At 58.6% G+C, this 12,679-nt stretch carries 10 protein-coding genes and 1 pseudogene; 4 read left to right on the top strand and 7 right to left on the bottom strand.

Annotated elements, in window-relative coordinates:
* Positions 1 to 62: 62 nt before the first annotated feature.
* The 7 genes and pseudogenes from CAG47_RS20715 to CAG47_RS20690 all read right to left on the bottom strand — a co-directional run bounded on the left by CAG47_RS20715 (position 63) and on the right by CAG47_RS20690 (position 9,488).
* Positions 63 to 1,253: a DUF6708 domain-containing protein gene (locus tag CAG47_RS20715; protein ID WP_256577494.1), complete on the bottom strand. Its 1,191-nt coding sequence runs from the start codon at positions 1,251 to 1,253 to the stop codon at positions 63 to 65.
* Between the two features lie 123 nt (positions 1,254 to 1,376).
* Positions 1,377 to 2,567, bottom strand: coding sequence for a DUF6708 domain-containing protein (locus CAG47_RS20710; RefSeq protein ID WP_256577493.1), 1,191 nt, complete (start codon positions 2,565 to 2,567; stop codon positions 1,377 to 1,379).
* On the bottom strand, positions 2,560 to 5,544 hold the full coding sequence (locus CAG47_RS20705; RefSeq protein WP_143515901.1) for a hypothetical protein: 2,985 nt from the start codon (positions 5,542 to 5,544) through the stop codon (positions 2,560 to 2,562). Before CAG47_RS20705 ends, CAG47_RS20710 begins: the two co-directional genes overlap by 8 nt.
* Positions 5,545 to 5,574: 30 nt before the next feature.
* Positions 5,575 to 5,916 (bottom strand): annotated as a pseudogene (locus CAG47_RS29430) (toxin VasX); the annotation flags it as partial.
* A 92-nt stretch (positions 5,917 to 6,008) separates the two neighbouring features.
* Positions 6,009 to 6,881, bottom strand: coding sequence for a DUF4123 domain-containing protein (locus CAG47_RS20700; RefSeq protein WP_085726849.1), 873 nt, complete (start codon positions 6,879 to 6,881; stop codon positions 6,009 to 6,011).
* A complete protein-coding gene (locus CAG47_RS20695; protein WP_085726847.1) occupies positions 6,874 to 8,892 on the bottom strand; it encodes a type VI secretion system tip protein VgrG in 2,019 nt (672 codons plus the stop codon). Before CAG47_RS20695 ends, CAG47_RS20700 begins: the two co-directional genes overlap by 8 nt.
* Before the next feature lie 77 nt (positions 8,893 to 8,969).
* A complete protein-coding gene (locus CAG47_RS20690) occupies positions 8,970 to 9,488 on the bottom strand; it encodes an Hcp family type VI secretion system effector (RefSeq protein ID WP_085726845.1) in 519 nt (172 codons plus the stop codon).
* A gap of 586 nt (positions 9,489 to 10,074) precedes the next feature.
* On the opposite strand from CAG47_RS20690, the gene paaA reads away from it, so the two are divergent.
* From paaA to paaD, 4 genes are read left to right on the top strand one after another with little or no spacing between them, the layout of a single operon-like run.
* Positions 10,075 to 11,064, top strand: a complete 990-nt coding sequence (gene paaA, locus CAG47_RS20680; protein ID WP_085726841.1) for a 1,2-phenylacetyl-CoA epoxidase subunit PaaA — start codon at positions 10,075 to 10,077, stop codon at positions 11,062 to 11,064.
* Positions 11,065 to 11,092: 28 nt separating this feature from the next.
* A complete protein-coding gene (gene paaB / locus CAG47_RS20675; protein WP_007943393.1) occupies positions 11,093 to 11,374 on the top strand; it encodes a 1,2-phenylacetyl-CoA epoxidase subunit PaaB in 282 nt (93 codons plus the stop codon).
* 8 nt (positions 11,375 to 11,382) lie between these two features.
* Complete coding sequence (gene paaC, locus CAG47_RS20670) at positions 11,383 to 12,144, top strand: 1,2-phenylacetyl-CoA epoxidase subunit PaaC (RefSeq protein WP_085726839.1); 762 nt, start codon at positions 11,383 to 11,385, stop codon at positions 12,142 to 12,144.
* Entirely contained in the window at positions 12,131 to 12,664 is a 534-nt protein-coding gene (paaD, locus tag CAG47_RS20665) for a 1,2-phenylacetyl-CoA epoxidase subunit PaaD (protein WP_085726837.1), read from the top strand. Before paaC ends, paaD begins: the two co-directional genes overlap by 14 nt.
* Positions 12,665 to 12,679 lie beyond the last annotated feature (15 nt).

The raw sequence follows: 12,679 nt of genomic DNA, 5'->3' as shown, positions 1-12,679 counted from the left end.
CAGGTAGCAGCCAGCCCGGAACCATCAAGAATTGTCTTTGCCTATCAGAACCAGCGATGCACTCATCCATGCAGGCCCGCCGCCTTGCAGGCCTCGACAAAGGTCGCGCCCTGTTTATCCATGGCGTTCTGGACGATCTGGTTGGCCTTGACCAATGCAGGGCTAGGTTTTGCCCACTGCTCGGGCGGCAGCGGCTGTGACCAGTCCTGGACTTGTTGCGGCAACGTCGGGCGGCCCTTGCGATGGCCCCACTCGGCGATCAGGTAAGGCATTTTCCAGAACACCAGCACGCGGCGCATGTACCAGAACCGCAGGGGCCAGGGACTGCGCTTGGGGTAGCCATACTCCTCACGCTCTTCGGGAGAAAGGTCGGCTCCTCGGTCATTCATATGGCATCTACCGCGCGCATTTTCCCGCTCGATTTCAAAGGTGTGCAGCCCCTCATACGGCTTGAGTTGATCACCAGTGGGAGTCAGGCCCAGGATCGCCAGCAGCGGGTTGGGCGTATCCACCAGTTGCCCTTCTTCCATGTAGTTGCGGATCGACGCCCACATCCCCAGGGCATGGGCGTCACTGGCTTGCGGCATGAGCAGAAACTGCACCTTGTCCTGCTCCTCATCCTCCAGGCCCATGCCAAAGGTGTACTGGCGTGTCGCGCCGTAGCTGGTGACACCCTGGGTGTTGGAAACCCAGGCCACCACACTTTCCCAGGGCACGATCAGGATACGATGGGTTTTGGCATCGACGAAGCAGACTTCGCGGCGTTGGCGGTTGAAGCGTATCGGGTAGGATTTTGCGGATTCGTAAACGCTGGACACCATGCCGTAGAAGTAGGCGCCGAGAGGAAAGATAAAGAGAAGCGAAATGCTAGTGCTGACTTTTAAAAACTCAAACAAACTATGCCAAGGATCGCTAAAATTTTCTGGGTAAAATATCGCCCCGCTCATGATTACCAAGCTCGGCATAATGAATGCCAAAAAAATTGGCATCCAAATTCCTGCTGCAAATATCTTTCCCTGCTCAACCATCCCCCAATTATTTCCGCCCAACTCCAGATACGTATCATTCATCTCGGAAAAGTTACGCCGAGAGGATTGAGCCTGGCCCGTGTATACCGGCAAGGGTGACAAAAACAGCGTTTCGTTCAGCCCCCTGACTCGAATCTCACCAGCTCGGGGGGTTTGGCTGCGAATGTCTGGTCTGTGCTCAGGGGCTGCTGTTTCATTCTTGCGCTTGAACAGTTTGTTAAACATCGTCCGCCGCCAAATCTTCTCTTGTGAACGAAAAAAATGGAGCCTTGCCGGTCCCCGCTGGCATAGCCTCAACCGACTCGAGCTTTAAGGTGCGCTTGGTCATGACACGCGGAAGGTCGCCGATCATCCATGCAGCCCCGCCGCCTTGCAGGCTTCGACAAAGGTCGCGCCCTGTTTATCCATGGCGTTCTGGACGATCTGGTTGGCCTTGACCAATGCAGGGCTAGGTTTTGCCCACTGCTCGGGCGGCAGCGGCTGTGACCAGTCCTGGACTTGTTGCGGCAACGTCGGGCGGCCCTTGCGATGGCCCCACTCGGCGATCAGGTAAGGCATTTTCCAGAACACCAGCACGCGGCGCATGTACCAGAACCGCAGGGGCCAGGGGCTGCGCTTGGGGAAACCACACGCCTCACGCTCTTCGGGAGAAAGGTCGGCTCCTCGGTCATTCATATGGCATCTACGGCGTGCATTTTCCCGCTCGATTTCAAAGGTGTGCAGCCCCTCGTACGGCTTGAGTTGATCGCCAGTGGGCGTCAGGCCCAGGATGGCGAGCAGCGGGTTGGGCGTATCCACCAGTTGCCCTTCTTCCATGTAGTTGCGGATCGACGCCCACATCCCCAGGGCATGGGCGTCACTGGCTTGCGGCATGAGCAGAAACTGCACCTTGTCCTGCTCCTCATCCTCCAGGCCCATGCCAAAGGTGTACTGGCGTGTCGCGCCGTAGCTGGTGACACCCTGGGTGTTGGAAACCCAGGCCACCACACTTTCCCAGGGCACGATCAGGATACGATGGGTTTTGGCATCGACGAAGCAGACTTCGCGGCGTTGGCGGTTAAAGCGTATCGGGTAGGTTTTTGCGGATTCGTAAACGCTGGATAGCATGCCGTAGACGTAGGCCCCCAGCGGAACAATGAATAACCCAGCCGCACTAATAGAAGCTTGTAAGAAAGTAGAGAGATCCTTTAACGGAGTTTTGAAATTTTCCGGATAAAAAATCACACCGCAAAGAATTAAAAGACTCGAAGGTACAAAAGCCGTAAACAACGCCATCCATATTCCTGCAGCCAATATTTTCCCTTGCTCAACCATTCCCAAATTATTTCCGCCCAACTCCAGATAGGTATCATTCATCTCCGAAAAGTTACGCCGAGATGTTTGGGCCTGGCCCGTGTATACCGGCAAGGGTGACAAAAACAGCGTTTCGTTCAGCCCCCTGGCCCGAATCTCACCGGCTCGGGGTCGTTGGCTGCGGATGTCCGGGGCGGGCTCGGTGGCAGGCGCTTTATCCTTACGCTTGAACAGTTTCTTAAACATCGATCGCCGCCAAATCTTCTCTTGTGAACAAAAAAAATGGAGCCTTGCCGGTCCCCGCCGGCATGGCCTCAACCGACTCGAGCGTGAAGGTGCCTTTTGTCATGACACGCACGCCACGTATGTAACTGATGCGCAGGTCACGCAGAACAAAACAGGTTTGATGGAGCGGTTCGCGCTCAGCCTCCAGTTGATAGGCGATGGTGAAGGCCAGGGCAAAATCGGTGGTTTGCAGGAGATCGCCGATCGGCCAGTGCAGGGTCAATGCCTGAGGGCCTTCACTGGCGACCATGAACCTTGTGGCCCAGATAGCGGAGCACTCCATCCAGCGCACCGGCGGCAATTGAGCGCTGTAAGGGCGGTAGATGGAATTGTCGCGGCCGCGCTGCCAGGCCTGAAGCTGCAACTGACGACGGTCCATTTCCTGGGTACTGACGCCGGGCAGCGTCAGCCTCAGGTAGGTTTGCCTGTCGTCGCGAATCAGTTCACAGGTCGGCTTCTGCACAACCCTCGCAAGTTCACTCCACTCCTCCTGCAGTGCGCGCTGCGTGGTTGCGTTGCCCCAGGCACTGGTCATCATCCATTTTTGCAAGTCGTCCAGGTTGAAGTAGTTGTACAGGCCTTGCCCCATCAACTGCAGCGCCGTGCCGATCAGACCTATCAGGTTGGCCCTGGCACCGATGCTCAACAGCCTCGGGCTGGCCTCGGCCCACGCCAGGGCACGCAGCTCGGTCGGCAACTTGACGATATTCCTGACAATGGCGCCGATGTGCTTCGTCGCCCAGACACTGGTGCCGAGCACTACGCCATCGCCGGTCATCTGCATCGTTGTGGCACTTAACTTTTTGTAGTCGCCTTCAGCGAAGGCTTTGCCCCATTGATGGGTGTGTTTGACCAAGTCGAACAATGCAGCGATGCCGGCAAAAGCGAACGCCCCAAGTCCAGCAACGCCGGTCCAATACCCCAGACGACTCATCGTGTTGAGCTTGCCTGAAGCACTTCTCATTTGCTCGATATGTGGCTGTAAGATAGTTATTGAAAGACCTTGTACTGTCGCGAAACCCGCTGCCGACATTCCAATGAATGACTCAATGAAAGCTAACCCTTCATTCAAAGACCGATTATCTTTTGTCAGAACGCTCGTAAGCGCCTCAACAAACTTCTGCCCCTGAATCACAAACAGCGCAAACGCAATCCCGTCGGCCTTCGATTGCAGGACGCCCGTCAGTGGTTTGTTAAACGTCCCTGTCGCCCTGAAGTCACGCGCTGTCCTGCCCATTTCAGCGCGCAGTTGTGGATCCAGGCCATCGATCACCGTGCCGATTCGCGCCGGACTGTCACTCCCGACGGTCAGGGCGCCGCTGAGCCTCTCTTCCCACGGGATCAATGCGCTTTTCAATTGTTCGATGTGCTGGTTGTACACTGCTTCGCTGCCCGGCAGCGCAAAACCGGTGGATTGCAACGACAGTTCGCGATTGCGCAGCTTGTAGGTTTCCTTCAATTGGCTGCGCAAGTTCATCGACTGCGTGCGCGCCTGGTTAAATTCTGCAATTTCCGTCGCGGAGGCCCCGCGTAACGTCAGGCCTTGCCTGGAGAACTCACGCAGTACCTGCAGTCGCGCTGCCGGCCCGATGTTACGGATGTAATCATTTGGATCAATATGCTGTGCCTGTGTGAAAGCTTTGTATGCCTTGTCCAGCTGATCGGCAGCCTCCAATTGATTCGCTGGGACATAGGCCCCCTCCAACAAACTCTGCATCCCCTTGAACTGGGTATTCAACAACGCGTAGTTAGGCAACCGCTCGTTCATCAGGCTACGAAACTGATTGGTCAGCAGATTGATCTCGGCGTAGCTTTTCTGGATTTCCAGCACGTTGATTGTAAAGCTGCTCAAATCCGCGAGCTTTTTCGCCACGTCCATTTGCGCGGTCAAATCCAGGGTCTCAAGGCCTGGCACCACCACCAGCAGATTGGCATTCCTGTAGGCGGCCAGTTTTTCGGCGGATGACCTGTCCGGGCACAGGGCTGCAACGCAGACGAATTCGGTTTCCAGGCGGTGCTGGATCTGCTTGTCGAGGTGGAAGTCGTAATACCAGGCGGCACGGTGGAAGTGGCCACCGATGATCATGCCCAAACGATCCTCGCGGATGTGCGAGAGCCGTTTATGCCAATGGCTCAGCAATGTTTGTTGCTGGCTGACAAAAGCCTCCATCGATGCCCTGTCGACCAGATGATCGATGCCACGCTGACCAAACGCCTCACCGAACAGCGCTTCCCAGGTTTGCGCACTGAGCTTGCCGATGGTGCCCTGATGCCGTTGATAAAGCGCTTGCCCCATGGCCTCTTTCATGTCGACGATTGCCTGGGCAAGCGGATTGATTTGCGCGGCCTTGCGCCAGTGTGCCTCGTTGCCATAGACACCCGGATCCGGCTGGTCGCGACGAAGCTTCAGGTACTCATAAATTTTCGACTGTTGCTGCCCGGTGGTGTCGTCCATCAGCGCTTTGACCGCCGGATCCGTTGTGCTTTCGGCTTGCAGGCGAGTCGCGTTCACCTCATACAGGGACTGGATGTAAGTGCCGGTGAGGTACTGCACCTGGCGCTGATCGTCGGCACTCCAGTGCTCGATCCAGTCGGACACCTTCAGTTGGGCGTTGGCGAGGTCGCGCATGACGCCAAAATCATCACGCAACACCAGAAACAGATAATCATCCTGATAGAGACCGAGCACTTTGCTGGTGAGTATTTCAAGCCCCGTGTCCTGAAACAGCACGGGATTCTCCCAGTGATAGGGTTGGCTTTCCTCCGGGTTGGCGCCTTCAGGCAGCGGGTTGGCCGGCGCCTGGCCGGTAGCGCCCCGGGCATCGGTTTTCGGCATGCTTTCCGCCACCTCCGCCAGCCACTTCTGTGCCTGTGACTTGCTCAGCAGGTGAGTCCCCCCATGGGTGGGGCAAACATTTGCCAGATCGATGCGCTGCATCAGGCGTTCGCGCTCACCCTTGTCCTTGAGCACCTGTGAACACTTGTACGCCGTCCACTGTATTTCCGAGTAGCTGGCATACAAGGTGTGCTGGCGGTCAAAGATCAGATGCGGTGCGCCCACTGCTTCGGTTCGTTTGTCGCCAGACACCTCCTGGCTGTTCCAGAGCAACTGGGTGATCTGCCCTTGTTCAATACGGTATTCGTGCAGATAAGCGGTCTTGTCGTCGATGATGTACAGATAACCATCGCGCAACAAGCGAATACCCAGGGGCTGGCTGTTCAGCTTGAGCGGCATTGACAGTTCGCCAGCAGGATCGAGGTGCTCGACCAGCCCGTAGCGCAGTGGCAGCAATTGCACCTTCTTGTTCATCAGCGGACACAGGCCCAGGGGCGAGCGGGCGTCCTTGGCGCTTTTTGTCTTGGCAATGATGTTGGGGCTGACTTTGGGTCGTTGTCGAGCAGTCACAGCAGACCTCCTTCTGAATCAACAGCACGGCTTTCAGCCAGCTCGGCGGCACGTTCCACGCGCGCTAATGGGGTGCCCGTGACCTCCCCTGCCAACAGTTGAGCTATGTCAGGATGTTCGGTGACCGGTTGCCCGGCCAGAAAAGCAAAAACATTCGCGTAAGCGGTAATTTCCCATTCTGAAGAAAAGCCTTGTCGGTAGGCCTCACTCGCCAGTTCCTGTGCATGCTGGCGACACTCGGACACTGAAAAATTGGCCATGAACTTGGGGAAACATTCTTGCAAGTGTTCACTCAGGCCCGAGACGACATTGCGAAACTCGACCTCCCCCAACGCTGTAAGCTCCTGATCGGTCAATCGGTAGCTCTGGGGTTCAGCGCGGGCCTGATCGAGGCGCCTGTGTTGGTGCCATGCGCCCTCTACCCCATCCGGCAGACAGACGTGCGCGACAGGTCCGAACCAGCGTGCGCTGTTGCCTTGTTCTGCGAGACGCAACAGCTGATGCATGACGGCTGGATCCGCAATGCGCGGCATGATGGCCACACCGTCGGCCTGCTCGACACTGAGCAGGCGGCGCCAATGCTCCAGCAGCGTTTGCACATTGGCCGCGCTGAACAGCAGGTAGCCCCATTCGAGGGCTGCGTGTTCGCCAAACCAGGTCAGCAACGGATCACCGCTGCCCTCGAGCGCAACCAGACAAGGTGAAATGTCGGACAGTTCATGCCAGCGCGTATTCAGATACAGGCAATAGATCGGACGCCCCCAGCGGCGCAGCTGTGGCAGCAGGTCCGGTACGCTGACTCCGTCCAGCAGCAGGTAGGCGGGCACCGCCCAGGGCAAATCAGCCGGTAATGGCGGCAACTCAAGCATTGGCGGGTCCACCCTGCTGTTCGGACGCTTCACAAATGGCACAGATCGGCTTTTTGGCCATCAAGGCGTTGCGCTGCGCCTCGGGCATCAAGGGCGCCAGAAGCGCCGTCACCCCGGCAGGTCGCGCCCATAAGGCCTCGATGCCGGTCACGGGCGCGCCACCGATTTGAATCTCGGTGCTACTGAAGATGCCGCCCGGCCCGATCACAATGTGCTGCCCCGCAGCTTTCAAGGTGATGCTGACCCCTGCATCGAGAATCAGGTTGGCCCCGGCCTTGAGGTGCACCTGCTGGCCCGCTTCGACCACCAGCGCTTGACCGATATGGGTGTGGCTGCTGTTGGCGACCTGCAAGTAATCATTGGCCTTTAGCTCGACCTTGCGGTCAGCGGTGACGGTGCGCTGATCTTCCGCCTCGAGCACCGCGACGCTATTACCCTTGATGAGTTCCCGACGTACGTTACCCACCTCCAGCCGACTGTCGTTTTCGACCTTCTGCTCCATGTCACGCTGGGCGCGCAGGTAGATCAGCTCCCGCCCTGCCCGGTCTTCGATCGACAGTTCGTTGTAGCCGCCATTGGCGGGCGAACTGTGGCTGCGCAGCACGGTTCTGGTTTTATTCGCCGGCAGCGGGTACGGCACGGAATTGACCGTGTTGGGAACGCACCCGGTGATCAGTGGATCGTCGGGATTGCCCTCCAGAAAGGTCACCACCACTTCCATGCCGATGCGCGGAATGGTCACCGCGCCGAACCCTTCTCCGGCCCAGCTCGACGAGACCCGCAGCCAACAACTGGTCTTGTCGCCGTTTTGTTCGGCGCGATCCCAATGGAAGGCGACCCTGACCCGCCCATGCTCATCGCAGTGGATTTCTTCCGCGGACGGGCCGGTGACACGGGCGGTCTGACTGACCAGCACGCAGTTGCGGGTGACCAGCGGAGGACGGTAGATCACGTCCCAGGGTATCGCGCTGAAGCGGTTGCGATAACCCTGGGTAAACCCGTCCTCGGGCTTGACGTCGTTGTTGACCGTCTCTTCAAGCATCCCTGGCTGCTTGCCCTCATGTGTCACGCGAAGCAGCAGCCACAAATCGTTGTAGGGTTGACGCGAATGCTCGGTCAGTTTGAGAAAATGGCCGCTGCGCAGGGTGGGCTGGTCACTATTGCCCGCCGCCAACCGGTAGTCGCTGCGGTGGCGCTCCAATGCCTGGCAGGCCAGCTGTTTGCCGAGTTCTTCTGTCCTGAACCGCCCCGGATAGCCGTAGTCTTCGAGCTCGGGGTGGAAATCGGCGGTGGACTGATGTTCCAGCAAGCGGTTTGGTCGCTTGAAGTCATGGTCACGACGCGTGGTCGTGCTGGTCCGGGTACTGCACCGCACGGAGAACTGGCTGACGACCGGGTGTTCCGCCACCATGCCGGAGCCCTGCAAGTACGGTGTTTCACCCAGTATGGGAAACCAGGTCTGATCTTCGGTGAACACCAGATGGTGACCATCAGGGCCATGTTGAAAGTGCCATGCAATCCCATCTTCGCTGCACAACCTCTGGATCAGTTGATAATCGCTCTCATCGTATTGAGTGCAGTATTCACGCTCCGCACTGGTGCCGACATTGAAGGTGAAGGCATCCGCCAGAATGCCATGCCCCTTGAGCACTTGAGCCACGATCTGCGGCACGGTCAGGTTCTGGAAAATCCGCCGGTTATGGCTGAACTGCAGATAGTGCAGCGCCGGCACCAGGGTGAGATGGTAACGAGTCAGGCGTTTACCCGCTTCACCCACGCCAACGTCCTCGATGCGGCCATGGATGCCTTCGCCGTTGAAGCCAAACTGAAGATACGCAGGTTGGCTGAGCAGGCTTTCCAGCTCGAAATCAGGAGACTCGCTGACCAGCTCGACCTTTATTGCGTACAGCTGGTTGATGGCCTCGCTGCCCTCGAAGGCCAGTACCTTGAAATCGTTGCGTACCGTGGGGATCAGTAAGGCGAAATGCGCAACATTGGCCGGTGCGAACATGGGCTTGTCCTTGTGTCGGGTATCAGAAGGAGCAAACAAGCGCATGGGCGGCACAATGCCGTCCCATGCAGTGAGGTTTAGCCGGCGACCGGTTTACGCCAGTCATCGGAACCCGAAGTGCCGCACACTTCATGGGTCCAGGTGATTTTTCGATAGCTGAAGTGCACGTCCTCCAGATGAGTGAAATGCGCGTTCGATGGGTCCTGACAGTTGTGCATGTAATCCTTCATGTCGACGATGATCGCGTCTTCCAGGGTGGTGGTGTAGTAGTGCTCCTGAGTGCCGGTGGACGAGGTGCGGTACCACTGGATCTTGACCTCTGTGAGGGTCTCACCGGTAGTCAAAGCTGCCTGCAGCAGGGGTGAAGCCTTGTCGAACACCTTGGTGATGACCACGGGTTTATGCACACGTTGACCAGTAGGCTGACCCGATTGCGGGTCACGCGGGATGATCACTTCGTGCTGGAAACCTTGAACCATGACCTGGTCTTCATGACCTTCCTGGTAGGTATTGCCCACCGAATCCGTGGTGAAGGCACCGGCGGTGATCAGGCCCTGTTTGGTACCGGTGATGGACATGTAAGCGGGTGTAGCCATTGATGCTCTCCTTGCTGAAACGTGAGGACTGGTAAGGCTGAACGGCCAGCCAAGCCTGAGCCGGCATCAGTCAAGGTTCGTGCCAGACATTAAATGTCTTTAAATAACAATTACTTAGCATCGACAACGCAACAGAGCTTCATTTTTTGCGCAGAAAACAGGCCTGCAGTGCGCAACTTCTTGCGCAGCACTGCGCAACTTCTTGCGCACTTGGCTGCAACCCCTGAACCCCGAGGCCTGGCGCGACGTCATAGGGTGTTTTTTCAGAAAACAACTGCGCAACTTCTTGCACATACCGACCATCGGCCTTCACCCAAACCTGCATGGCGATCAAGTCGCCTTTAACTGACTCGTTACCGATACCCGGGAAGACGGCACCCGCAGCGACTCCCATCCTGCAGGCGCCGGCTTGCCGGCGAAGATTCGGTGCAGACGTTTATCCGGCCGGAGATTGGAACGCAGCGCCCCGTCATCCAAAGCGATACAAAAAACAAATACGACACGTCATTTTATGTTTGATATTAATTTCTGTATCGCTTATAAAGTTCTCCATGCCTCAGAACAGATTCAAGGCGGGAGACCCAACATGTACGCACAGCTAGTAGAAACAGGCGTCAAGCGCATCAAGGACCTGTCGGAGATGTCCGATCAGGAACGCGCTTTCCAGGAAAAAATCGATTCAGAAATCAAGATAGAAGCCAAGAATTGGATGCCAGATGCTTATCGGCAAACCCTGATCCGGCAGATTTCCCAGCACGCCCACTCCGAAATCGTCGGCATGCTGCCCGAAGGCAACTGGGTCACCCGTGCGCCGTCGCTCAAACGCAAACTGCAATTGATGGCCAAGATCCAGGACGAGGCCGGTCACGGTCTGTACCTGTACAGCGCCATGGAAACCCTGGGCGCCGACCGCGATGAAGAGATCGCCAGGTTGCACAGCGGCAAGGCCAAGTATTCGAGCATCTTCAACTACCCGACCCTGAACTGGGCCGACATGGGCGCGGTGGGCTGGCTGGTGGATGGCGCGGCGATCGTCAATCAGGTGGTGCTGCAGCGCACCTCCTACGGCCCTTACTCCCGGGCGATGATCCGCATCTGCAAGGAAGAGAGTTTCCACCAGCGCCAGGGCTACGAAATCCTCCTGACCATGATGCGTCACGGTACTCAGGCGCAAAAGGACATGGTCCAGGACGCTATCAATCGCCTGTGGTGGCCGTCGCTGATGATGTTCGGCCCGAGCGACGAACACTCGCCGAACAGTGCGCAATCCATGGCCTGGAAAATCAAGCGCCAGAGCAACGACGAACTGCGCCAGCGCTTCATCGACCAGACCATCCCGCAACTGGAGCTGTTGGGCTGCACCTGCCCCGACCCGGACCTGAAGTGGAACGCCGAGCGCGGCCACTACGACTTCGGCGAAATCCAGTGGAACGAATTCTACGAAGTGCTCAAGGGCAACGGCCCGTGCAACACCGAACGCGTCGCCACCCGCCGCAAGGCGATTGAAGACGGTGCCTGGGTTCGTGAAGCCGCCGTCGCCCACGCCCGCAAAAAACAAAACAAGAACGCCGCCTGATCCGGCCACCTGATGTGGAGTAATTGAAATGTCCGAGTGGACCCTCTTCGAAGTCTTCGTGCGCAGCAAGCACGGTCTGAACCACAAGCATGTCGGCAGCGTGCATGCCGCTGATACCACCATGGCCATCGAGAACGCCCGCGAGCTCTACACCCGTCGCAGCGAAGGCGTCAGCCTGTGGGTCGTGCCTTCGGCGCTGATCACCGCTTCGTCGCCGGATGAAAAGGACCCGCTGTTCGATCCATCGGACGACAAGGTTTACCGCCACGCCAGCTTCTACGAGCTGCCGGCCGAAGTCGGGCACATGTGAGGTCGACCATGGACAACAAGACTGATCTGATCGAATACCTGTTGCGCCTCGGCGACAGCGCCCTGATCCAGGGCCAGCGCCTGTGTCAGTGGTGCGGCAAGGCCCCGGCACTGGAAGAAGAGCTGGCGCTGATGAACGTCGGCCTCGACCTGGTAGGCCAGGCACGCAACTGGCTGGAATACGCCGCCGAACTGCTGGACGACGGCCGCGATGCCGACCACCTGGCGTTCCGTCGCGACGAGCGCGCCTACCGCAACCTGCTGTTGGTCGAGCAACCCAACGGCGACTTCGCGGTGACCATGCTCAAGCAGTTCCTCTATGACGCCTGGCATTTGCCGGTGCTGCAGGGCCTGAGCCAGTCCAGCGACGAACGCATTGCCGGGATCGCCGCCAAGGCGGTGAAGGAAGTGACCTACCACCTGCGCCGCTCCGGCGAGTGGATCGAACGCCTGGGCGACGGCACCGAGGAAAGCCATCGGCGCATGCTGGCGGCGATTCCCGAGGTCTGGCGCTTCACCGTCGAGCTGATCGCTGCCGACGACAGCGAACAGCGTCTGTGCGCAGCCGGCATCACGCCGGACATCGCCAGCGTCGCCGCGCAGTGGCAGGCCAGGGTCGAGCAGATCTTCACCAGCGCCACCCTGCCCGTGCCCGCCGCACCGAGCTATTTCTACCTCAATGCACGCAAGGGCCTGCACACCGAACACCTGGGCATCCTGCTGGCCGAAATGCAGTTCCTGCCACGAGCATACCCCGATGCAACCTGGTGAGCTGATCGCCAGCGACCTCGGCGCCCGGCCGGCTCAACCGACCGACCTGGCCGCCGCGTGGGCGATTCTGGCAGAGGTCATGGACCCGGAAGTGCCGGTGGTCAGCGTGGTCGACCTCGGTATCGTCCGCGACCTCGACTGGCAGGCCGGGCACCTTCACGTGGTGGTCACGCCGACCTACTCCGGCTGCCCGGCCACCGAAGTGATCGAAAGCGACATCCGCCAGGCCCTGGAACTGGCCGGATTCAAGGCGCCGCAGCTTGAGCGCAAATTGACCCCGGCCTGGACCACCGACTGGATCAGCGACAGCGGCCGCGAACGCTTGCATGCCTACGGCATTGCGCCGCCCGAGGGCAGCACCAGCAAGCGCAGCCTGCTCGGTGAAAGCCCGCAGGTGTTGTGCCCGCAATGCGGCAGCGCCCACACCGAGGTGCTCAGCGAGTTCGGCTCCACCGCGTGCAAGGCCCTGTATCGCTGCGTCGATTGCCGGGAACCGTTCGACTATTTCAAGTGCATCTGAGCGGCGCATCGGCCG

The sequence above is a fragment of the Pseudomonas sp. R37(2017) genome (assembly GCF_002113375.1).
Classification (GTDB): Bacteria; Pseudomonadota; Gammaproteobacteria; order Pseudomonadales; family Pseudomonadaceae; genus Aquipseudomonas.
Note: the sequence above shows the minus strand (reverse complement) of the source record. Positions and strands in the feature narration are given on the sequence as shown.